Genomic DNA, 22,279 nt, shown 5'->3' with positions numbered 1-22,279 from the left:
CGGGTACTCGTTGCGGCAGCGCTGAATCATCTCGTACCGGGTGATGATCCCTTGGCAAAGTACGCGGCCGCGTCTCTTAAAAAATCCCGTTCCTTGGTCACCCGGGCCAGATCGCGCCTCAGACGCGCGACCTCCTCATCCCTTGGCGTCCCGGTACCGGAAAAGGCCTTGCTGGCCCCGGCCTCCGCCTCCCGAACCCAGCGGGTCAGCAGGGTCGGACTGATACCCAGCTCCAAGGCAATCTGCCGGCAGCTTGTGCCCGATCGACGAACCAACTCCACCGCTTCCCGCTTGTATTCCGGGGTGTAACGTTTACGTTTCGACATGAACACTCCTTCGGCCCAGTATGGGCCTTCTCGTAAGTGTCCGCTTTAACGGGGTAGAACCCCTGGCAGAACTACGACCGCGCGGCCTACGAGGCCCTCAAACGCGAATGCGATCCCGAAGGACGCTTTCCGGGGCTCTATGAAAAGGCGGTGAAACGGGGCTGAGGCCGGTTTTTCCTCCAGGCTCAAAATCCTTGTTCACGCCGGCTGATTGCGCGCCGGGGAGTCGAGTGTACCGGGAAGTTCGTGATCGACTCGTGGGAGAGCCGTCGGAACGCACGGTCCTTTTTAACTTGTTGCGTAATGCTGTATTTGGTCGGACGCTTACAGAAGGCCATACTGGGCCAAAGATGTGTTCAAGTCGAAGGGAATCGGTACAGTCCCGAAAACAAGCGGGGAGCAGTGGCTCTGATCCGGCGAGCAGGCACCGGCCGCCACTAGATTGTCCTCGATCTCGGCATCGACGGTTCGGCAACGGCAACATGAACGAAGTACCATGGTGACGAGCCAGACCGCCGGGATTACTGCGTTCCTCGGGTCGTCTCTCGTAACAAACGATCCGCTAATCAGCGCAGAGCAATGCAGCACGCTCGGTGGAGCCGCTATGTCAGCATTTCAAGACTGGGTGTTTCGCCAAGCCATCGACCAGGCGTACAACGCCGTCCTCATCACGACTGGCGATCTGGACCCACCCGGCCCCGAAATCGTTTACGTCAACCCGGCCCTCTGCGAGCAAACCGGATACACGGCGGAGGAACTGCTCGGCCAGACACCACGGATCCTCCAAGGTCCGGCGACCGACCGTGCCGTGCTGCAACGATTGCGCGCCAGCATTGCACAGGGCAGCTCTTTCGAAGGGCAGGCGTTCAACTACCGCAAGGACGGCACCCCATATTTGGTGCACTGGCGCATCAGTCCGGTGCTGGATGAGCGGGAACAAATCACGCATTACGTATCGGTTCAGCGTGACATCACCGAACGCGTGTCCTTCGAGCGATTCAACCAGCATGTAACGGCTAGCCTCGGCGAGGGCGTGATCGGTCTCGACCGCGATGGGCGACTGACCTTGATGAACCAGGCCGCACTGGATCTGCTTGGGTACACGGACGAGGAAGATCTTCTCGGTCTCAACGCGCATGAACTGATCCAAGCCCAGTATCCGGATGGCCGAAATTATCCCGAGTCCGAATCCCCGATCAACCATGTGATGCAAACCGACGAGCCGTTGAAAGCCTGGCGGGATACGTTCTTTCGTGCCGATGGCCAACCTCTATCCGTCGAGAGTTTTGCCACACCACTCCACGGTATGTTCGGCGAGATCGAGGGCGTGGTCGTGATTTTCCGGGACATCTCCCGACAACTGACTCTGGAAGCGCAACTCGAACACGCTGCATATCACGATCGCCTGACCGGCGCGTTCAATCGGCACTTCTTTGACAGGCTGGTCGAGAAGGAAATTGCCCGCAGCGGCCGGCGCGGCGAGCCGCTGTCGCTCTTGATCGTGGATATCGATCACTTCAAGAGGGTCAATGACAAGCACGGCCACCTCGTGGGCGACGATGTGCTCAAGGAGCTGGTGAGCCATATCTTGGAACGCGTGCGTGAAAGTGACGTCTTGGCCCGCTGGGGCGGTGAGGAATTCGCCCTTCTCCTGCCGGATACCTCGCTCGACGGTGCGAAAGCATTGGCCGAGTCGCTACGCGCCAGCGTAGAGGCGACCGAGTTCGGTGAGGTGCTAACTGGGTTGACTATCAGCCTGGGGGGAACGCAGATATGGGCCGGCGACAGCCCCAAGGCTGGTTTCAGACGGGCGGACGAGGCCCTGTACAAGGCCAAGGGATCGGGAAGAAACCGGGTCTGCATGGCAAGCCCGCCGGACATGCCAGCGAGCGCGCCTTCTACGGCGCTCGATGCCGCCCGGGCCGTCGACACGGACGTGCGAGCCATCGAGCGGGGCGCTAGGCCGCACCCCGACCCTGACGAGGCTGGCAACCCGAGGCCGGACGACGGCCAAGTCGCGCATGCAACCCGTTGCGGCCACACCAGCCGCTTCGACCATTGCCGCTCGCTCCTCGAAGCCAGCGACGATCTGTTCGCTATCGCCGACGCCGACTATCGGTACCTCTGGGCCAATCAGGCGTACTGCAAAAGCCACGGGGTGTCCCCCGAGGAGATCGAGGGACGCCGCGTGCCCGCGGTGATCGGCGCGGATCACTTCGAGCGGATCGTGAAACCCCACCTGGATCGCTGTTTTACCGGCGAAGCCCAACACTACGAGATCGAACGCAAACAACCTGGGCTGGGATGGCGCAAATTGCTGGTGCGCTGTTTTCCCCTGGACGGGATCGGTAGCGGGGAGCGTTGGGTCGGCGCGGTGATCACCGACGTGACCGAGATTCGCGAGGCCGAGGCCGAACTGACACGCCAGTTCCGCTTGCTCAGCCTCTCTGGCCGGGCCGCCCGATTCGGTGGGTGGTTTGTCGATCTCGGGAGCAACCATGTCGAGTGGTCGAACGTTGTGGCCGAGATTCACTGCATGCCACCTCGTTACTCTCCCACCATCGAGCAGGGTATATCCTTCTACGCCCCAGAATACCGCGATTGCATCCGCAAGCGTTTTTCGGCCTGTGCCGAGCAGGGTGTGCCCTTCGACGAGGAACTCGAGATCATCGATGCCAACGGGCGCCGCGTGTGGGTTCGGACGTTGGGCGAGCCGGTACGCGACGAGCGTGGCCATATCGTGCAAGTGCAGGGCGCCTTGCAGGACGTGACAAGCCAGCGCGAACGCGAACGGGAACTGCGCAAGCTAGCGCACATCACCGACCAGAGCCCGGCCCCGATCGCGGTCACCGACCTTGACGGTCGCATTGAGTACGTCAATCCCGCTTTTGAGCGAATCTCGGGTTACACCTCGAACGAACTGCTTGGGGAAACGCCGGCGCTCGTCCAGGGGGGCAACACGCCGGCCAGCAAGTACCGCGAACTCTGGGAGACGATCAAGTCCGGAAACGTCTGGACGGGCGAGATACAGAACCGTAGCAAGGATGGTTCACCCTACTGGGTCCAAGAGGTCATTTCCCCGCTGAAGGACGAGCAGGGACAGGTCACCAACTATGTCGCAATCAATCAGGACGTCACCGCGCTCAAGGAGGCCGATCGCGAACTCAGCCGGATCGCCTATGAGGATCAGCTGACCGGGCTCTACTCGCGCAACGGTTTTAGCCGACACCTGCAACGATGGATCGACAGTGACGGTTGGCCGACACAGGGTGTGTTAGTGATGGTCGACATCGTCGGCCTGCGGGAAATAAACGACGCCTATGGCTACGAGGGCGGCGATCGGCTGCTGGTCGAGTTCGGCCGACGGCTGGGCGCGCAAGCTGATGAGCACAATCGCGTCGGCCGCATGGGCGGCGACGAATTCACGCTGTTCCTGTTGCCGGTGAAAGGCGAGGCGTTGCAGGAGCGTCTGTCTCGGGCACTGGAGTCGTTGTCTGCCTCGTTCGAACTCAATGGTCTCGACATCGAGATCTCGGTCCGGATGGGCTACACGCCCTTGGGGGAGCAACAACGTCCGGTCCAGACTCTACTCCGGGAAGCAGAGCGTGCCCTGTTCCAGCATCGCAAGGAGCCGTCCGCCCCCTGGGTCGCCTACAACGCCGGGCTCCAGGAGGAGATTCAGCAACGTATTGAGCTGACTCGTGATCTGCGAGAGGCGCTCAGCGAGGACCAGCTCGAACTGCACTTCCAGCCAAAGGTCGATCTCGACAGTGGCACGCTGGTCGCCTGCGAGGCGTTACTGCGCTGGAACCATCCCGAGCGGGGGCTGATGTCGCCTGGCGTTTTCATCCCCATCGCCGAGCAAAGCCAGCTAATCGTGCCGATCGGTGACTGGGCACTGCGACGTGCCTGCCAGCACCTTCGCGACTGGCGTGATGCCGGATTTGAACCGGTACGGGTGGCCGTGAACGTGTCGGTGATACAGTTCCAAACGGGCGATTTCGCGAGTCGAGTCTTAACTGTCCTCAACGAGACCGGGGTCGCGCCGGAGGAGCTGGCGCTGGAGATCACCGAAAGCGTCTTCGAACGAGAATCCGAATTGCTGCTTAACCAGATGCGCAGACTGTGCGACATGGGCGTGTGGCTATCGCTGGACGATTTCGGCACCGGCTATTCATCGCTGTTGTACCTGCATCGGTATCCCTTCAACGAGATCAAGATCGACCAGGGCTTCGTGTTTCACCTCCTCGATGATCGCCTCAGCCGCAATATCGTCGAGACGGTGATAATGCTTGCGAAGACGCTGGAGGCAGAGGTCATCGCGGAAGGCATCGAATCGGCTGCTGTGAGCGACGAGCTGCAGTCAATGGGCTGCTATTTCGGCCAGGGTTTTTACTTCAGCATGCCACTGGAGGCCGAGGACTTTCGCTGGTTGCTCGAGCAGCGCAGCACCCTTCCGCTGAACCGGCCGCATTCTCACAAAACCGTCTGCTCACGCACCGGAGGCGAAGTCCACGAGCCGAGGAATCCAAAATGAACGAGATCGACACGAAATTGCACAAGCGCGAGACGGGAATATCGGGGCTGGACGAGGTGACCCGGGGCGGCCTGCCGGCGGGCCAGGCGACACTGGTGCTCGGCCAAGCCGCAGCGGGTAAAACTGTGCTGGGCCTGCAGGTGCTGGCCCGTGCCATCGAACGCGGCGAGGGCGGCGTGTTCGTGACCTTCGAGGAATCGCCGGCGCAGGTAAAGCGAGACGCCGCCTCCTTCCGCTGGGGGGCACACCTGCTCGAGTCGGACCGGTGGCGAGTGATCGACGGACGCCCGCCCCTTGGGGTTCAGGTAGCCGGCGAATTCGATATCGAGGGCTTGCTAAGCGTCGTCGCGGCCGCCATTACGCAGGCCCGCGGGGCCTGGGTCGTGTTCGACGGCATCGACCAGCTCTTGCAGTACCAGCCGGACCCCCGAGTCGCGATTGACCAAGTGCGCCGGATCGACGAGTACTGTGAAAAGCGCGGCTGGACCCTTTTGCTGACGGGCAAGGCCACCGGAGAGAGCATGGCGCCGGCCCATCTCGAGGGCATAGAGTTCCTGCTCTCGGCGACTCTTGTGCTTGCCGCGCGGGTGGTCGACCAGCAACTGAACCGGTCGCTGCGCATCGCCAAGTTCCGGGGATCCGGGCACGTGGCGGACGAACTTCCGATGATCATGGACGACGACGGAATCCAGTTGCCCTACCATGAAAAGCCGCCAACCGGCGCGGTGGTGGCGAGCCAAGAGCGCCTCAGCACCGGGATTGATCGGCTGGACAAACTGCTCGACGGCGGCATTTACCGGGGTTCGAGCCTGCTGGTTTCCGGTCGGCCCGGCACCGCCAAGAGCACCCTAGCGGGTAGTTTTGCACAGGCCGCCGCCCGGCGCGGCGAACGTACGTTGTACGTGAGTTTCGACGAGGTGGAAGCGCCGTACGTGCGCAACCTTGCCTCGGTCGGGGTCGATCTGCGCGGCCCGATCGAGGATGGACTCGTGCGCTTTGAGGGCCTGTCCGCGTTTGGCTTGCGAGTAACCGAGCACTTCCTGCTCCTGCGCCGCCTGCTTGACTCATTCGACCCTCACTGCTTGGTGATTGACCCGGTTTCCGCGCTGCTCAAGTCCAGTGGCACCGAGGGAGCGGAGATGGCGACCGAACACCTGATCGACCTGGTACGGCGCCGCGGGATAACCACCGTGCTCACTTCATTGAGCGGCGTGCTTGACCCGGAGGGCGAGGCCACGCAGGGCCAAGTCTCGACTCTCGCCGATAGCTGGATCGTACTCGACTACAACGTCCGAGGTGGCGAGCGAAACCGCTCGCTGTCGATCGTGAAATCGCGCGGTTCGGGCCATTCGAACCAAGAGCGCGAACTGCTGCTCTCGGATGCAGGTATCGATCTGGCCGATGTCTACGAGCACGGCTCCGAGGTGCTGATGGGCACGGCGCGTGCGACCCGAGAACGCGAGGATGCCGCGGCCGAGCGCCGCCAGCAACGAGAGCGAGAGCGACGGCGGCTCGATCTTGAGCGGCGCATCGAACAGAGCGAGCTCGAGCATCGTCGCCTCGCGGCCGAACTGGAACTGGAGAAAGACGAGTTGGCCGAAACGGAACGTTTGGAACGGGTCTACCGCGAGCACATCAAGCAGCGACGCGATCCCGAGAGCGAACACCCGCCTGCGCATGTGGGCAGCGATGAGGGGGAACAACCATGAACGCCAGCCAACCATCAGGCGAGTCGTCGATGCCGGTTCTGACCCTGTTCTTGACTGGCACTGCGCCGCGCTCGCAACGGGCGCGTGCCAACCTGGCCCACATGCTCGAACAGATCGGCCGCAGCGACCTTCGGCCCTACGAGATCGATCTGCTGGAACAACCCGAGGAGAGCATCACGCACTCCGTGTTCGCCACCCCCTCTCTGCTGAAGACAAGCGACACCGGAGGGGTCCTCATGCTCTACGGCGATCTCTCCGACGAGGACACCCTGCATCGCTTCCTTTCCGACCTGAAAGCCGGTTAGTAGAGTCGCCGGTCGGCACATTTGGAGAGCGCTGGGCCTGCGTGCTGGTGATCTTCAAGCATCGTGCCGTGTCTGAGGCCATTTCTGCTGCTAGTGTTTCCGACGTAACCTGCTGAACCACAGCGTGACTTTTCGAGGTTGAGTGCGACAGCATGTGTCGCCTTCCAGTAAATTCGGTCCATTGAAAACTGGAGGTCTCCGGGCACACTAGAGCCAAAGGAGGCCGAGATGCGCAAGAGTCGGTTTACGGAAAGCCAGATTGTTCAGACGCTGAAGCAAGTCGAAGGCGGCCGGAAGGTGAAGGACTAAAGTGGACCGGGATGCCCGAGGCGATGTTGACGTTCAGGGTCTCGACGTCGATTCTCTTTGCGCAGGCCTGTCAGGCCCGAGCATCTTCGATGCTGGTAACGGTGGCCCCGTCTGGCGTCCCTTCGCGGAGAAACCGCGCCCAATCGGCCATTAGTCGCGCCCGCTGAGGTAACAACTCGTCGCGGGCATAGGCCGCTCGGGTGGCATCGCTGTTGACGTGCGCCAGCGCTAATTCGCTCACCTCATCGGCGTAGGTGGTGCAGGAGCGGGCCCAGTCCTTGAACGTCGATCGAAATCCGTGCGGTACCGCGTCCACCTGCATGCGTTTGCAGACGGCGCTGATACTCATATCGGACAGCGCACCGCCTCGGGGTGCGGTGAATAGCAAATTGGAGTTCGCGAAGCGGGGCAGGGCTTCCAGCAGGGCCACGGCTTCATCGGACAACGGAACCCTGTGCTGTTTGCCCGCTTTGATCCGTTCAGCAGGCACTGTCCATGTTCGGGCGTCCAGATCGATTTCATCCCACGTTGCGCCGCGCACTTCACCCGATCGGGCGGTCGTCAGGATGGCGAATTCCAGCGCCCGTGCGCCCATGCCGGGCCGTTGGCGCAGCGCCTCCATGAATGCTGGGACATCGTTCCAGGGCAGGGCTCGGTAATGGTCGCGCTTGCGGATCTTGCGCGGGGCAGGCAACGCAACCTCCAGGTTCCCTTTCCAGCGGGCCGGGTTGTCGCCTTCGCGATAACCGCTCACGGTGGCCCAGCTGAGCACCGATTCAATGCGCTGGCGTATCCGGCTGGCCGTCTCGGTCTTTTCTTTCCAGATCGGGTCCAATACGGCTTTGACGTGCCCCAACTCGATAGCGGAGACCGGAAGTTTGCCCATCGTCGGGAAGGCGTAGTGCTCCAGCGAGCGAATCCAATCCTTGCGGTGCTTCAGGTTGCGGAACTCGTCTTGCTTCGCGGCATGGCATTGGTGGGCGGCCTCGGCGAAGGTGAGCCGCTTGGCTTCCTCGGCGCGCCTCGCGTCTTCTTCGGCTCTGCGTTCGGCTACTGGATCGATTCCCCGCCACAGTTGATCCTTCAGCTCCCGCGCCCGCTCACGGGCTTGTGCGAGCATGACATCGGGGAATCCTCCAAGACCGAAGTTGCGCCGCTTTCCGGCCACGCGCGCGCGTAACACCCATTGCCGCGATCCGGTGTCCGTCACCCGCAGCGTCAGGCCGGACACGCCGCCCACCGCATGGAAGCCTGGACGGTCGATCCGTTTGACCTCAATGGCGGTTAGCTCCTTCGCCTTCTTCGGCACGGTGTCCCTCACAGAGTTATGTGGAGGCTTTTTGTGTAGTGCCTCCTGTATACCCAAAAAAGATGTTCTTGGATGCTACAGGTTGAGACGAAGTTCAACAAGGAGAGAACGGGGAGTCCGGAAAAGGGCCGAAGAACCAGAGAGATAGAGAGGCTCTGTGAGACCTATTGAAACACCGGGGCGGTGGTCCTCCGCTCCACCAAACACCAAGGAAAAGGCCTGCTTTCGCAGGCCTTTTCCTTTTTCAGGGTTAGCTGCGCAGGTGGCCCCGTGGGGCCATGGCGGCCTTTACCGGGGCCCGGCGCGCGAACGGCTCGGGTTCGTGGTCGTTCACGAGTCGGGCCAGGGATGCGGCGGGAAGCGGGCGGCTGCACAAGTAGCCCTGCCAGGCATCGCAGCCCTGCGCGGCCAGAAACGCGCGTTGCGCCTGGGTTTCAACTCCCTCGGCGAGCACATCCAGCCCCAGGTTGTGGGCCATGTCGATGATGGTCATGGCCAGCTCGGCGTCGTTGCGGTCCTCCGGCAGGTCGCGCACAAAGGTCTGGTCGATCTTCAGGATGTCGATCGCGAATTCCTTCAGGTAGGCCAGCGACGAATACCCGGTGCCGAAGTCGTCGATGGCCAGTGCCACGCCCAGATGCTTGAGCTGTTGCAGGGTGCCGCGGGTCGTGTCGGCCTGTTCCATCAGGGTGCTTTCGGTGAGCTCCAGGGTCAGGCGTTGCGCGGGGAGTCCGGATTCGTTCAGCACCTGGCGGAGCTGATGGAGCAGGCCCGGTGCGGCGACCTGGCGCGCCGACAGGTTGACCGAGACCTCCAGCGGCGGCAGGCCCTGACGATCCCATTCCACGACCTGGCGGCAGGCCTCGCGCAGGACAAAATCCCCGATGGCGGTGATCAGGCCCGTTTCCTCGGCCAGCGGTATGAACACGTCCGGCGCGATCAGGCCGCGTTCGGGGTCCCGCCAGCGCACCAGGGCCTCGATCCCGGTGATCTTCCCGGACGTCATGTGTATCTGAGGCTGGTAGAACACCTCCAGTTCGTTCTGGACCAGGGCGTGCCGCAGCCGGTTCTCGATCTCCAGGCGCTGGTTGGCGGCATCGGTGAGGGCGGTCCGGTAAAAGCGGAAGGTGTTGCGCCCGGCGTCCTTGGCCTCGTACATCGCCGCATCCGCCTGGGTGAGAAGCTCACCGGCTTCGGTGGCGTCCTCCGGGAACAGTGCAATACCGATGCTCGCGCCTACCTGCAAGTTGGTCCAGCCGCCGACGGCAAAGGGTTCGGCTATGAGCTCCAGTAGCTGGCGGGCGCGGGCCTCGAGCTCTTGATGTTCTGCGGCGTCGTCGATTACCGCGATGAATTCGTCGCCCCCAATCCGGGCCACGGTGCGAGCCTTGAAGCGCGTCTTCAGGCGCTCGCCCAGGATTTGCAGGAGGTCATCGCCGACGCGGTGGCCGAGGCTGTCGTTGATGTTCTTGAAGCGGTCCAGATCCACGAACAGGATTGCCACCAGGCCTTCCCGCTGGCTAGCCTGTTGCATGGCCTCGTCAAGGTGCTCCTGCAGCAGCGTGCGGTTGGGCAGTCCGGTCAGCGGGTCATGCCCCGCCTGGTACGCCAGGCGAGCTTCGTGTGCGCGCAGGCGGCCCTGCGCCGCGCGGCGTTGCTCGACCTCCAGTGAAAGCCGCCGGGTCAGACGGCGGTAGTAGAGCGCAGCCAACCCGCTCAGCAGCAATAGTCCCGCCATGAAGCCGAGCAGGACCTCCGGCCGAGCCTCCCAGTAGGCGCGCAGACTGATGGCCACGGTGCGGTCATAGGGCGGGCGGCCGAGTTCTTCCAGGAGTTCATGTACCGCCGCGTAGGACAATGGGGCCGACCAGCCGTGGTAGCCGCCTTCGCGCGCCGCGGGGTGATCCGAGGGCAGGCTCAGCAGGGCGATCGTGACGGCTTCGGCCAGTTGGTCAGGGGTGTGCCCAAGGCGCGAGAACGGCCATTCGGGGTAAAGCCGGGTGGAGTGGGCAAATGGGAACCCCGCCGTCTTGCGGGGCGCCAGTACACGCAGGGTGTCGGCGGGCAGGTCGCCCGATTGCAGTCGTTCCTCCAGCACGCCGGTGCGCACCATGCCGGCGTCGGCCTCGCCGGTTAGCACGCCCTCGAGCACCCGGTAGTGAGGCATGCCCGTGTAGTGAACGGACGCCAGGTCCTCGAACGGATCCACCCCAGCGTCGCGCAGGGCCCCGTAACCGGCCAGCCAACCGCCCAGAGAGTCTTCTTCCACCGCCAGCAACCGCTGCCCGCGAAGGTCGTCCAGTGACTGGAGGTCATTGCGTTCGTCGAGGACCAGGATCGTCCCGCCGAACTGACGAATGGGCTGGCCTTGCTCCTCGGCGATGAGGGTGGCCAGGCGGGTGATGCCTTGTTGCGCCTCCAGGCGCACGTAATGGCCGGTGTTGGTGAGGACGAAATCGACGTCCCCGGTGGCGACGGCCTGCTCCAGGTCCGGATAGTTAAGTGCCTGAATGCGAAATTCGGCCGCGTCGACCTGCGTGCTCAGGTAGTCGGCTGTGGGTTGCCACTGGGCCTTGGTCTCTTCGGCATCGCGAAAGGCCAGCACGCCGATGGTGTATACGCTGGCGCCGTCACTATTTGCCGCCATTGCGGGGGCGGCAACGGACAGGCTGATCAGCAGGATCAGCAGACGGGGCAGGGTGGATGGATGGCGCATCGGCAAGAGCCTACTATGCGAAGGGACTTGCCGTACACGTTGGGGCGCGAACGGGCGCTGGGCTACCGGCTCGCGGGAAGGGGCGGTCACGCGGCGCTTCTGGCCGCCGCGTGACCGATGGGGCACGCTACCAGCTCTTGTAGGGCAGGAACTTGCCGTTCCAGGTGATCTTCACGCGGTCGCCCTTCGGGTCCTCGACCTTGTCGATGTCCATGGTGAAGTCGATGGCGCTCATGATGCCGTCACCGAACTTCTCGTGGATCAGCGCCTTCATGGTGTCGCCGTAGACGTTGATCGCCTCGTAGAAGCGATAGATCACCGGGTCGGTGGGGATGGTCTTGTCCCAGGTCTTGTGCGGGAAGGCCTGCAGCGCCTGCGAGACCTCGGGGCCGAGGCCGAGGAAGGTCGCCAGCTTGTCGGCCTGGTCGCCCTCCAGGTGGTTCATGCCGTAGCAGGCGGAGGTCACGTAGACCTCGTGCAGCCCGGTGGCCTCGGCGATCGCGGCCCAGGTGGTTCCGCGGTTCTCCTTGGCCTCGAGGATGGTGGTGGTCATGGCGCTCTTGCTGAGACTCATCATGTGCTCCTTAGAATGCGATGGATGGACTGGGGGTCAGACCGCGCGAACCATGCGCGGACCGGGTTCCGGGCTGGCCTCGGGCTTGGCCGGGTTGACGATGCGCGGGCTGTGGCGCGGGTTGTCACCGCGGGCGGCGCCCGCCTGGGCCTTGGCCGACATCTCCTTGGCTCCGTTCACGAGGAAGTCGACCAGGTGGTTGCGGATCGGGTAGTAGGCCTCCTGCTGATGCAGACTGGCGCGCTCCCGCGGCCGGGGGATGTCGATCTTGACCGACTCGGCGACCTGGGCATGCGGCCCGTTGGTCATCAGCAGCACGCGGTCGGCAAGCAGGATCGCCTCGTCCACGTCGTGGGTGATCATGAACACGGTCTGGTGCGTCTCCGACCAGATCTTCAGCAGCTCCTCCTGGATGACCCCGCGGGTCAGGGCGTCCAGGGCCCCGAAGGGCTCGTCCATCAGCAGCAGCTTGGGTTCGATGGCGAAGGCCCGGGCGATGCCGACGCGCTGGCGCATGCCGCCGGAGAGTTGCGAGGGCTTGCGGTCCATGGCGTGGTCCAGGCCCACCATGTGCAGGTAGCGCTCGGCGTGTTCCAGGCGTTTCGCCTTGCTCCAGTTCGGCCAGCGGGCGCGCACCGCGAACATCACGTTGTCGCGCGCCGACAGCCACGGCAGCAGGCTGTGGTTCTGGAAGATCACGCCCTGGTCGAGGCTGGGGCCGTTGATCTCCTTGTTGTCCATGATCACGTTGCCGTCGGTCGGTGTGGCCAGACCGGCGAGCACGTTCAGGATGGTGGACTTGCCGCAGCCGGAGTGACCGATCAGGCAGACGAACTCGCCCTTGTTGATGGTCACGTCGACGCCCTCGAACACGGTCATCAGTTCGCTGGAGTCGGGCTGCGGGAAGCGCTGGCTCAGGTTCTCGATTTCGAGGAATCCCTTGCTCATGATAGGTCTCCTGGTTGGGCTGCGCCGACTTAGTCGGCGTAGCGCACGAATTTGGTGGCCTGGGCGAGGGAGGCATCCAGCAGGAAGCCGACGATGCCGATCATGATGATCGCGAAGATCACGCTGGCGAGATCGAGGTTGTTCCACTCGTTCCAGATGTAGTAGCCGATGCCGGTGCCGCCCACGAGCATCTCGGCGGCGACGATGACCAGCCAGGCGATGCCGATGGAGATGCGCATGCCGGTGAGGATGGTCGGGGCCGCGGCGGGCAGGATGACCGTGAACGCGGTGCGCAGGTTCGACAGCTGGTGGGTCTTGGCTACGTTCAGCCAGTCATTGCGCACCGAGGCGACGCCGTAGGCGGTGTTCACCAACATCGGCCAGATCGAGCAGATGAAGATCACGAAGATCGCCGACATGTTCGAGTCGCGGATCACGAACAGGGCGAGCGGCATCCAGGCCAGTGGCGAGATCGGCTTGAGGATCTGGATGTACGGATCGAACGCCTTGTTCAGCAGCGGCGACATGCCGATCACGAAGCCGAGCGGGATGGCGATCAGCGCGGCCAGGGCAAAGCCCAGCAGGACCCGGTAGATCGAGTAGGCCAGCTGGATCCCGATGCCCTTGTCGTTCGGGCCCGCGTCGTAGAACGGGTTGCTCAGTTCGCTGAAGGCGTGGCTGAACACCTGGGTGGGGGCCGGGATGCCGCTGCTGGAACTGCGATCGGTCCCGCCCCCCATCAGCTGTTCGTATTCGCTCAGCTCGCCCTGCTGCGGCGCGAGGACCTCCGGGGCGGTGGCCAGCTGCCACACGCCCAGGAAGACCACGAGCATCACCAGCGAGAGAACGGTCGCCCGGAAGTTGAGATTGCTCAACATGGCTTAGCTCCTGCGGATTGCGAAGCTGTCGAGATAACCTTCCGGGTCGGTGTAGTCGAACACCTTGCCCATGATCTCGAAGTTCTTGTAGGTGTCGCTCGGCGCTTCGTAGCCCAGCTCGGTCATGACCTCGGCGCACTCGCTGGCGAGGAAGACGTCTTCCGCGAGGCGGTTGTAGTCGAAGTCTCGATCCACATAGCCCCAGCGCTTCATCTGGGTGAGGATCCAGGTGGCCATCGAGTGCCAGGGGAAGGGGTCGAAGTCGATCCGGTGCGGGTCGTTCTTGACCTCGCCCAGGCCGTCGGCATAGCGCCCGGTCAGCACCTGCTCGACCACCGATTGCGGCTGGTTGAGATAGGCACGCGGGGAGATGGCCTCGGCGATCTCGGCGCGGTTGTTGATATCCGAGCTGTACTGGGTGGCCTCGATCAACGCGCGGAACAGGGCGCCGAAGGTGTTCGGGTGCTCGTCGGCGAAGGCGGCCGAGCAGGCGAAGGCGCAGCACGGGTGGCCGTCCCAGATCTCCTTGGTCAGCATGTGAATGAAACCGATGCCGTCCCAGACCGCGCGCTGGTTGAAGGGGTCGGGAGCCAGGTAGCCGTCGACGTTCTCGGCACGCAGGTTGGCGACCATCTCCGGCGGCGGCACGACGCGGATGCTGATGTCGCGATCGGGATCCAGCCCGTGCTCCGCGACGTAGTAACGCAGCAGGAAGTTGTGCATGGAGTACTCGAAGGGCACGGCGAAGGTGAAGCCCTTCCAGTCCTTGGGATCGCGCTTGTCCTTGTGCTTGTTGTGCAGGGTGATGGCCTGGCCGTTGATGTTCTCCACCGCCGGCATGATGTAGTGCTCGCGCGAGGAGCCGGAGCCCAGGGTCATCGACAGCGGCATCGGCGAGAGCATGTGCGAGGCGTCGTACTCACCGGACAGCGACATGTCGCGGGCCACCGCCCAGCCGGCGGTCTTGATCACGTCGACATCCAGGCCGTGGCGCTCGTAGAAGCCCATGGGGTGGGCCATGATGATCGGCGTGGCGCAGGTGATCGGGACGAAGCCGACGCGCAGCTTGGTCTTTTCCAGCGGCCCGCCGTCCTTGATTGCGGCCTTGACCTTGTCCAGCGGCAGGATGGAGCCCAGGGCCGCGGCCACCGTGCCGCCCCCGATCATCTGCAGGAAGCGGCGGCGGTTGATCTCGTTGTGGCCGAACATGCCGCGGACGATGGCGCTCTCCACCGCGCGATCGACCATGGCCTCGTCGCTCAGGTCCTCGCCGGTGGCGTGGGCATCGGCCTGTACGGGCTCATGGGTGGCGTGTCGTTCCAGTTTCTCTTCCAGGTCCGGGGACGCGGTGTCGAAGCAGCTGCAGCTGCCGGGACCGGTGTGCCCGTGGCGGCAGCTGGAGCCGTGGCGCAGGTCGGCGTTGGCGTCAAAGGGATCGTGAAGACTCTTGGTCGGCATGGTCGGCTCTCCTCGTGGGTCGAATCGATGCGGGCATCGTTGCCGCGCATGTCGAGGGTCATTGCAGGTGCCATGCCAAGCGTGGGGAATGGGCCGCCAGGGCGGCGCGCGAGTGCCGGGAGATCGGACCATTGGTCGGCATTGTCGACGAAGCGGACAAAAGGTCCGCTGGTGTCTGAGCGGTGGGCCTAAGTGGTTTCTATGCCGAGCTTTTTCAGGCGATAGCGCAATTGCCGCGGGGTCAGGCCCAGGTCCATCGCGGCGCGGGTCTTGTTGCCCCCGGTCTGCTCGATCGCGCGCTTCAGGCGCTCCGCCTCGGTAGCGTGCACGCGCTGATATGGGCGCACCGCGCTGGTGCAGGACGCGCCGGAAGAGGGCAGGGTTCGGGGCTCGTTGTGCCGCGATGGTGCCGGTGCATGCTCGTCGCGGAGGCCGTGCCGCTCGCCCTCGAACGGGCTGATGCGGGATTCCTCGTGCAGGATCTCGTCGATCAGCGGCGTGCCGATGCGGCCATCCGTGGATAGCAGCACGGCGCGCTCCAGCACGTTCTCCAGCTGGCGGATGTTGCCGGGCCAGTCGAAGGCCTCCAGGCGTTCCAGCACGCCTTCGTCGACGACCACGTTCCAGCCGTGCAGGTGGGTGTAGCGGTCGAGGAAGTGGCGGGTGAGCAGGCGGATGTCGCTGGCACGGTCGCGCAGGGCCGGCATGTGCAGCGGGATCACGTTCAGGCGGTAGAACAGGTCGAGCCGGAAGTTCCCGGCGTTCACCGCGGCCTGCAGGTTCTGGTGGGTCGCGGCGATGATGCGCACGTCCACCGGGAGATCGCGGTTGCCGCCAATGGGCTGGACCACCCGTTCCTGCAGCACACGCAGGATTTTGGACTGGAGAGCCTCCGGCATGTCGCCGATCTCGTCCAGGAACAGCGTGCCGCCGTCCGCCAGGGCGATCTTGCCGGTCTTGGCGCTGGAGGCACCGGTGAAGGCCCCTTTCTCGTGGCCAAACAGTTCGGATTCCAGCAGGTCCGCCGGGATCGCGGCGCAGTTGATGGAGATGAACGGCTTGGCGTTTCGCTGGCTGATCCGGTGGATCATGCGCGCGATCTTCTCCTTGCCGGTGCCGGAGGCCCCGGTCACCAGCACCGTGGCCTGAGTGTCCGCGATGCGGTGGACCTGCTTGAGGACGTGCCGCAGGGCCGGACTCTCGCCGAGGATGCCGTATTGCCCGCCCTGGGTATCCAGGGCGCTCTTGAGGTAGCGGTTCTCCGAGACCAGCTCGGCGGTGCGCTCGGCGATCAGCTGGTGGATGCGCAGCACCTGGCCGATCATGCTCGCGATCACCCGCAGCAGGTTCAGGTCGTCCTGGAACTGGCGCGAGCGGCGTCGCAGCCGGTGCACGCCCAGCACGCCGATGGCGTGTTCGTCCTGGACGATGGGCACGGCGATGTAGGCGACGGTCTCCTGCGGCAGGGTGGAACGGTCAATGGCGCGCGCGAGGTATTCGGGCTCGTTGTCGATGTCCTGGATCAGGGCGATCTGGCCAGTCTTCATGACGCGCCCGGTGACACCCTCGCCGAGGCTGTAGCTGCCGCGGTCGCGCTCGGCATCGGTCAGGCCGTAGGCGTGGCGGATGCGCAGTTGGCCGCTGTTCGGATCCGGCAACAGGACGCGGCCGCGGTTGAGTCCCAGTAGCTGGGACATCATCCCGAGGATGCGGTAGATCGCGGCATCCGGGTCGCCGGAGCGGCCCATCAGCTTGGCAACCTCCAGCAGCAGGGTGATCTCCTGCTCCCGGGTGGCCAGGTCCGGTGGGGTCGAATCGGATATGCGGTGGAGTGCCATGCCGTGGGTTATGCAGAAAGCCTGCCAGTGCGAAAACGACGTGTTGGTGGGCGTTCGGGGGCATCTGGCAGGGTCGGGATGACGCGGTTGCCTCGAGGCGGGGCAGGGCCTTGCACTGTTGGGTTGCGCTTGCCCGCTTTGCGGGCGCACAAAAAGGCCCGGCCATTCATGGCCGGGCCCGGGTATTGCCCGAGGGGATCAGCCCTCCGCGTGATAGCTGCTGCGCTTGATCAGGCGCACGCAGATGGCGTCGAGCATGTAGCCGATGATGCCGATGACCAAAACAAATGCGGCCAGTTTGTCGTACTCCAGGGTGTCGCGGGCATCGTTGATGGCGTAGCCCAGCCCCGAGGTGACGCCCAGGTACTCGGCCGGCACCAGTACGATCCAGGCCACACCCACCGCCAGGCGAATCCCGGCGAACACATCCTGGGCGATCGCGGGCATCACGATGTAGCGCAGGGTGTGGTACGGATTGGCGCCCAGGTTGTTGCCCACCTTGAGCCACATCGGATCGATCCGTTGCACCCCGTGCGCGGTGGCGTAGGTAATGGGCCAGACGGCCGCGATGGCAATCAGGAAGATGATGGCCGCATCCCAGGTGGCGAAGGCTAGGACCGCGACCGGCATCCAGGCCAGCGGCGAGATCATCCGCAGGAACTGGAACGGGACGTGGGTGACCTGCTTCAGCGTCAGGAAGTAGCCGATCATGACGCCCAGTGGCACGCCGATGGCAATGGCGTAGGCCAGGCCCCAGCCCACGCGGTACAGGCTGGACTCGATCGGCGACCACACGGCCCCGGAGCTGACGATGTCCCAGAAGGCCGCCAGCGTGGGCCCGGGGGCGAAGCTGGCGAAGGCCATCGTGTCCTCGTTGTTGCCGATGGCCCAGCCGCCCCAGTACCACAGGGCGAACAGGCCGGCGATGCCCAGCGCCGGGTACTGCAGCGCCCGGCGCGCTTGGTCCGCGAACCGCAGCAGCGGCATGAGCCGCTCCACGGTCGCGGTGTCGACGGAGAGTGTGGCTTCGCGGTTCATAGGACCACCACCTCCTCGCGGGCATAGGGCGAATCCATGTCCACGCCCGGGGCGCCCTGCCAGGCGGTGTGTTTTTCCATCGCCTTGCGCACGAACTCGTAGTTCACCAGGTCGTCACTCACGAAGTCCGGGTCCAGGCCTTCGAGGAAGGTAGTGTCGCCGCCGACCAGGGTCTCGTTCATCGCGCCGACCAGCATTTTCGTCGCGGACGGGTACGGCCAGGGCGAGAAGTCGATGCGGCCGTTCTCCCATTCGGGGTGACGGATCGCGCCGCTGTCGGCGTAGGTGCTGTCGTCGTGGTAGTTCGTCATCGCGCGTTCCACCACGTTGGCGGGCATCGGGAGATACCCCTTGCCATCGCGCGAGAGCATGGTGGCGACACTCTTCTTGTCTTCCTGGATCGTGCCCTGGGCGCGGACCACGGCGTTCATCACCTTCTGGGTCCACTCCGGCTCGCGGTCGGTCAGGCGCTCGTTCATGCAGACCACGCAGCAGGGGTGGTTCTTCCAGATATCGCCGGTGAAGCGCAGCACGTTGCCGCGGGCCAGCAGCTCGCCGGCGGCGTTGAATGGCTCGGCCACGATGTAGGCATCAATGGAGCGCGCGGCCAGCGCCGGGGGCATGTCCGGCGGCGGCATGATCATCAGGTTGACCTCGTGCGCCTCCAGGGCCGAACCCTGGTCGCGGATCACCGGGGTCAGGCCGGCGTCGCGCAGGGCCATCTGCATGACCACGTTGTGCATGGAGTACCAATAGGGCACGGCCACGCTCTTGCCGCCGAGATCGGCGAAGCTCTGTACATCCACATGGCGGCCGGTCACTACGGCCGAGCCGTTGGTGTGGGCCCAGGACATGATCTTCACCGGGAAGTCATTCTGGTAGCGCATCCACAGCGGGATCGGCTTGAGCAGGTGCACGAGGTTGAAGCGGTTGGCGGCGAAGGACTCGATCAGCGGCGACCAGCCGCGAATCAGGGTCGGGTCGGCGACCTCCAGCCCTTCGTCCTCGAAGTAGCCCTCGGAGTGGGCGACCAGCAGGGCGGCCGCGTCGGTGATGGGGATGTAGCCGATGCGCACGACGCCGTCGAAGTCGCTGACGACGCCTTCGGGCTCCTCGAGGCTTCCGGGTTCGGCCCCGAACAATGAACCGGGCAGGGCAAGCCCGCTCCCGGCCAGGCCGCCGACGGCGGCGGTACGCAGGAAGTTGCGACGGGAGAAGCTGCGATCCAGCAGCCGGTCCAGTTCGCTGTCGATGTCGTGGTGGTTGTCGCAGTTGCACATGGTGGCGGTTCCTCGCTCGGGTTCGGGGCAGTGGTGGAGATGGATCAGGCGGCGCGTACGCGTGCCCGGGATTCGGTAGAGGCCGATTCGGCGTGTTCGCCTTCGGTCTCGGGCGTCTGGGCTTCGGAGTCGTCCTTCGTGGCGGCCGGGGTACGGGTGGCGCCGAAGTAGCCCATCAGTTCGGCCTTGCGGTCGACGAAGGCCTGGCTGTTGCGATCGCGCGGATGTTCGATGTTGATCGGCAGCTCGGCGGTGATGGTCCCCGGGTTGGAGCCCATGACCAGCACGCGGTCGGCCATGGCGACGGCCTCTTCGATGTCGTGGGTGACGAACACCACCGAGATCCCGCGTTCCCGGGCCAGGCGGGTGACTTCGTCCTGCAGGGCGACGCGGGTAAAGGCGTCCAGGGCCGAGAACGGTTCGTCGAGCAGGAGCAGCTCGGGGTCGGTGGCCAGGCTGCGGGCCAGGGCGACGCGCTGTTGCTGGCCGCCGGAGAGCGACTGCACGTTGACCTCGGCCTTCTCGCTCAGACCCACGGTCTCCAGCAGCTGGTCGATGCGTTCGCGCATGTCGGTCTTGCGGCCCTGGAAGATCAGGCCCAGCGAGGCGTTCTTGCGCACTGTCATCCAGGGGTAGAGCGAGGGCTTCTGGAACATCATGTTCCAGCGCGGGCTCGGCTTGATGACCTGGTGGCCGTTGATTCGCACGCAGCCTTCGCTGGGCAGCAGCAGGCCCGCGAGCATGTGCAGCAGGGTGGACTTGCCGCAGCCACTCTGGCCGATCAGGGCGACGGTCTCGCCCGGTGCGACGGTGACCTGGATGTCCTTGAGCGTGGGGGCTTCCTGCCCGGGATAGTGGTGGGTGATGTAGTCGATGGAGATGGCGGCGCCCATGGCGTTTCCCTCTTGACCTTCGTTCATGAGCCGCCGGATGGATCGGATCGGCGGCGCGTTCAAGGGGGTTCCTTACAAGGGGCGTGCCAAACCCGTCGTGTTGCCCGGGAATTTCGTCTGGACCGGGGGCGAAACGGCGCGCTGGTGCGCAATACAGGGAGCAGCGAACGAGGCATCGCAGAAGCGGGGGGATCCGGCGTGGGGGGCGAGAAGTGGACAATCCGGACAATGCGGACCAGTTCGAGTGGACAAAGCGGACGGATTGTCCGACGGGGGGATGGGTTGGATTCGGGTGGCCCGGCTGGAAATGGCTTTGTGGTGCGGTCCGCACGGTTTTGGCACGGCTTCTGCACCGGGATGGACGACCCGGTCGAATGCCGGGGATCCACGAATCCCAACTATCAGGAGCACCACCATGTCTGCAGCCGAAGCCACTACCTCCCTGTCCATCAACGCCCTGGAGCCGATCGACCAGGATGGCCTCAATAACCTCGCCGCCAAGGGCAAGGCCAACCCCGAGAACATCGTGACGCTGAAGGCCACCACGGTCTGCGAAGGCAAGTTCCGCAACCTGACCTTCGTGCGCGACCTCGAGGCCCACGTGATCGACGAGCCGCCGCACCTGCTGGGCGACGACACCGCGCCGAACCCCTCCGAGGCCGCGCTGGCCAGCTTGGGTGCCTGCCTGTCCGTGGGGATGCACGCCAACGCCATCGATCGCGGTATCACCCTGACCAAGCTCGAGTTGACCCTGGAGGGCGACATCAACGTGACCGCCGTATGGGGCGTCGGGGATACCGATGTGAACAAGCACCTCGGCTTCTCCGATATCCGCGTCAAGGCGAATCTGGAAGGGGATGCCAGCGAGGAACAGCTGAAGGAGCTGGTCGCCCATGCCGACTTCTGGTCGCCGGTGGCCAACACCATGCGCAACCCGGTCAAGCTCAGCGTCGAACTGGCCTGATTCCGGTCCTTCTGCCCAACGGGAGTAAACCCCAATGCTTGAAACCCGCACTCACGACGTGACGGGGGTGTCGCCGGCCGCAGGGCCGGCGGATGCCGATGCCGCGCTGCAGGCGCTGGTGGAGCGCGATCTGGCTCCGCTGACCGCCCGTATCGACCGCGAAGGCCTGTACCCCGAAGACTTCCTGCGCGAGGCCGGTCGCCTCGGCGCCTTCAACCGCCACCTGGCCAGCCAGAACGCCAGCGGCACCACGGATATTGCCAGTGCCATCCGCGCGACCGAGGTGATCTCGGCCGAGTGCATGACCACCGGCTTTGTCGCCTGGTGCCAGAACGCCTGTGCCTGGTACGTGGAGAACAGTGCCTCGGACACCCTGAAGCGCGAGGCCCTGCCGAGGCTGGCAAATGCCGAGGCGTTGGGCGCCACCGCGCTGTCCAACCCGATGAAGTGGTTTGCCAATATCGAGGACCTCAAGCTCTCCGCCGAACGTGTGGACGGCGGTTATGTGGTCTCCGGTGCGCTGCCCTGGGTATCCAACCTGGGCGAGGACCACTACTTCGGCGCGATCTTCCGCACCTCCGGCGCGAACCCGCGGCCGGTGATGGCGCTAATCAACTGCTCCGACCCCGGGTTCAGCCTGACGGCCTGCCCCGAGTTCACCGCGCTGGAGGGTTCGCGCACTTTCGGCTGCCATTTCGATCGCGTGTTCGTGCCCGATGAGCACGTGCTGGCCGACGCCCTGCCCGAGTACATCCGCCGGATCCGACCGGGGTTCGTGCTGCTGCAGATGGGCATGGGGCTGGGGCTGATCGATGGCTGCATCCAGACCATGCGCGAGGCCAACGAGACGCTGGCCCATTTGAATGGCTATCTGGATGACCAGGTGGGCGAGCTGGAAGAGGCACTGGAGGATGGTCGTACGGCCTGTTATGCCTTGTCGGAGACCCCCTTTGATGAATCCGAGCGCTTCTTTGCCGATGTGTTGCAGATGCGCCTGACCGGTTCCGAGCTGTCGCTGCGCGCGTCGCAGTCGGCATTGCTGCATGCCGGGGCCCGGGGGTATCTGGCGAATGCCGCCGCCCAGCGCAAGCTGCGCGAGTCGTACTTCGTGGCCATCGTCACCCCGGCGATCAAGCACCTGCGCAAGGAGCTGGCGCGGATCCACGCGCACTAGTCCACCACCCACGGTCGGGGCCT

The 22,279-nt window shown here is 64.5% G+C and carries 15 protein-coding genes and 1 pseudogene; 5 read left to right on the top strand and 11 right to left on the bottom strand.

The features are described from left to right. Nucleotides 1–326: pseudogene (locus tag D573_RS0110485) on the bottom strand (transposase); the annotation flags it as partial. Between the two features lie 604 nt (nt 327–930). On the opposite strand from D573_RS0110485, the gene D573_RS0110480 reads away from it, so the two are divergent. The 3 genes from D573_RS0110480 to D573_RS0110470 are packed head-to-tail and all read left to right on the top strand — an operon-like array spanning nt 931 to nt 6,877. Beyond that, on the top strand, nt 931–4,863 hold the full coding sequence (locus D573_RS0110480) for a PAS domain S-box protein (RefSeq protein WP_018938556.1): 3,933 nt from the start codon (nt 931–933) through the stop codon (nt 4,861–4,863). Beyond that, nucleotides 4,860–6,572, top strand: a complete 1,713-nt coding sequence (locus tag D573_RS0110475; protein WP_018938555.1) for an ATPase domain-containing protein — start codon at nt 4,860–4,862, stop codon at nt 6,570–6,572. The genes D573_RS0110480 and D573_RS0110475 overlap by 4 nt, the downstream gene beginning before the upstream one ends. Next, nucleotides 6,569–6,877, top strand: a complete 309-nt coding sequence (locus D573_RS0110470) for a circadian clock KaiB family protein (RefSeq protein WP_026287970.1) — start codon at nt 6,569–6,571, stop codon at nt 6,875–6,877. Before D573_RS0110475 ends, D573_RS0110470 begins: the two co-directional genes overlap by 4 nt. Before the next feature lie 379 nt (nt 6,878–7,256). On the opposite strand, the gene D573_RS0110460 is transcribed toward D573_RS0110470, so the two are convergent. From D573_RS0110460 to D573_RS0110415, 10 genes are all read right to left on the bottom strand, one after another. After that, the gene (locus D573_RS0110460) at nt 7,257–8,507 is read right to left on the bottom strand and encodes a site-specific integrase (protein ID WP_018938553.1); all 1,251 of its coding nucleotides are present in this window, start codon (nt 8,505–8,507) and stop codon (nt 7,257–7,259) included. 238 nt (nt 8,508–8,745) lie between these two features. Beyond that, nucleotides 8,746–11,211, bottom strand: coding sequence for a bifunctional diguanylate cyclase/phosphodiesterase (locus D573_RS0110455; protein WP_018938552.1), 2,466 nt, complete (start codon nt 11,209–11,211; stop codon nt 8,746–8,748). 127 nt (nt 11,212–11,338) lie between these two features. Further along, nucleotides 11,339–11,785: a cyanase gene (gene cynS / locus D573_RS0110450; RefSeq protein ID WP_018145423.1), complete on the bottom strand. Its 447-nt coding sequence runs from the start codon at nt 11,783–11,785 to the stop codon at nt 11,339–11,341. 36 nt (nt 11,786–11,821) lie between these two features. Further along, on the bottom strand, nt 11,822–12,733 hold the full coding sequence (locus D573_RS0110445; RefSeq protein ID WP_018938551.1) for an ABC transporter ATP-binding protein: 912 nt from the start codon (nt 12,731–12,733) through the stop codon (nt 11,822–11,824). A 29-nt stretch (nt 12,734–12,762) separates the two neighbouring features. Beyond that, nucleotides 12,763–13,611, bottom strand: a complete 849-nt coding sequence (ntrB, locus tag D573_RS0110440) for a nitrate ABC transporter permease (RefSeq protein ID WP_018176619.1) — start codon at nt 13,609–13,611, stop codon at nt 12,763–12,765. 3 nt (nt 13,612–13,614) lie between these two features. After that, on the bottom strand, nt 13,615–15,069 hold the full coding sequence (locus D573_RS0110435; RefSeq protein ID WP_018938550.1) for a CmpA/NrtA family ABC transporter substrate-binding protein: 1,455 nt from the start codon (nt 15,067–15,069) through the stop codon (nt 13,615–13,617). Between the two features lie 188 nt (nt 15,070–15,257). Next, complete coding sequence (locus tag D573_RS0110430; protein WP_018938549.1) at nt 15,258–16,907, bottom strand: sigma-54-dependent Fis family transcriptional regulator; 1,650 nt, start codon at nt 16,905–16,907, stop codon at nt 15,258–15,260. Between the two features lie 198 nt (nt 16,908–17,105). Further along, the gene (locus tag D573_RS0110425) at nt 17,106–17,945 is read right to left on the bottom strand and encodes an ABC transporter permease (RefSeq protein ID WP_018938548.1); all 840 of its coding nucleotides are present in this window, start codon (nt 17,943–17,945) and stop codon (nt 17,106–17,108) included. Further along, nucleotides 17,942–19,225 carry an ABC transporter substrate-binding protein gene (locus D573_RS0110420; protein ID WP_018938547.1) on the bottom strand — a complete coding sequence of 428 codons (1,284 nt, stop codon included), beginning with the start codon at nt 19,223–19,225 and terminating at the stop codon, nt 17,942–17,944. Before D573_RS0110420 ends, D573_RS0110425 begins: the two co-directional genes overlap by 4 nt. 44 nt (nt 19,226–19,269) lie before the next feature. Then, entirely contained in the window at nt 19,270–20,118 is an 849-nt protein-coding gene (locus D573_RS0110415; protein ID WP_018938546.1) for an ABC transporter ATP-binding protein, read from the bottom strand. Between the two features lie 415 nt (nt 20,119–20,533). Between D573_RS0110415 and D573_RS0110410 the strand changes: the two genes are divergently transcribed. Both D573_RS0110410 and D573_RS0110405 read left to right on the top strand, forming a co-directional pair. Then, nucleotides 20,534–21,082, top strand: a complete 549-nt coding sequence (locus tag D573_RS0110410) for an OsmC family protein (protein ID WP_018145431.1) — start codon at nt 20,534–20,536, stop codon at nt 21,080–21,082. Between the two features lie 34 nt (nt 21,083–21,116). Continuing rightward, a complete protein-coding gene (locus tag D573_RS0110405) occupies nt 21,117–22,256 on the top strand; it encodes an acyl-CoA dehydrogenase family protein (RefSeq protein WP_018938545.1) in 1,140 nt (379 codons plus the stop codon). Nucleotides 22,257–22,279 lie beyond the last annotated feature (23 nt).

The sequence above is a fragment of the Thioalkalivibrio sp. AKL9 genome (assembly GCF_000377825.1).
Taxonomy (GTDB): Bacteria; Pseudomonadota; Gammaproteobacteria; order Ectothiorhodospirales; family Ectothiorhodospiraceae; genus Thioalkalivibrio; species Thioalkalivibrio versutus.
Note: the sequence above shows the minus strand (reverse complement) of the source record. Positions and strands in the feature narration are given on the sequence as shown.

Excerpts from the sequence above, each read along its gene's own strand:
- D573_RS0110480 (WP_018938556.1), top strand. The coding sequence starts at position 931 with ATGTCAGCATTTCAAGACTGGGTGTTTCGCCAAGCCATCGACCAGGCG.
- D573_RS0110475 (WP_018938555.1), top strand. The coding sequence starts at position 4,860 with ATGAACGAGATCGACACGAAATTGCACAAGCGCGAGACGGGAATATCG.
- D573_RS0110470 (WP_026287970.1), top strand. The coding sequence starts at position 6,569 with ATGAACGCCAGCCAACCATCAGGCGAGTCGTCGATGCCGGTTCTGACC.
- D573_RS0110455 (WP_018938552.1), bottom strand. The coding sequence starts at position 11,211 with ATGCGCCATCCATCCACCCTGCCCCGTCTGCTGATCCTGCTGATCAGC.
- cynS (WP_018145423.1), bottom strand. The coding sequence starts at position 11,785 with ATGAGTCTCAGCAAGAGCGCCATGACCACCACCATCCTCGAGGCCAAG.
- D573_RS0110445 (WP_018938551.1), bottom strand. The coding sequence starts at position 12,733 with ATGAGCAAGGGATTCCTCGAAATCGAGAACCTGAGCCAGCGCTTCCCG.
- ntrB (WP_018176619.1), bottom strand. The coding sequence starts at position 13,611 with ATGTTGAGCAATCTCAACTTCCGGGCGACCGTTCTCTCGCTGGTGATG.
- D573_RS0110435 (WP_018938550.1), bottom strand. The coding sequence starts at position 15,069 with ATGCCGACCAAGAGTCTTCACGATCCCTTTGACGCCAACGCCGACCTG.
- D573_RS0110430 (WP_018938549.1), bottom strand. The coding sequence starts at position 16,907 with ATGGCACTCCACCGCATATCCGATTCGACCCCACCGGACCTGGCCACC.
- D573_RS0110425 (WP_018938548.1), bottom strand. The coding sequence starts at position 17,945 with ATGAACCGCGAAGCCACACTCTCCGTCGACACCGCGACCGTGGAGCGG.
- D573_RS0110420 (WP_018938547.1), bottom strand. The coding sequence starts at position 19,225 with ATGTGCAACTGCGACAACCACCACGACATCGACAGCGAACTGGACCGG.
- D573_RS0110415 (WP_018938546.1), bottom strand. The coding sequence starts at position 20,118 with ATGGGCGCCGCCATCTCCATCGACTACATCACCCACCACTATCCCGGG.
- D573_RS0110410 (WP_018145431.1), top strand. The coding sequence starts at position 20,534 with ATGTCTGCAGCCGAAGCCACTACCTCCCTGTCCATCAACGCCCTGGAG.
- D573_RS0110405 (WP_018938545.1), top strand. The coding sequence starts at position 21,117 with ATGCTTGAAACCCGCACTCACGACGTGACGGGGGTGTCGCCGGCCGCA.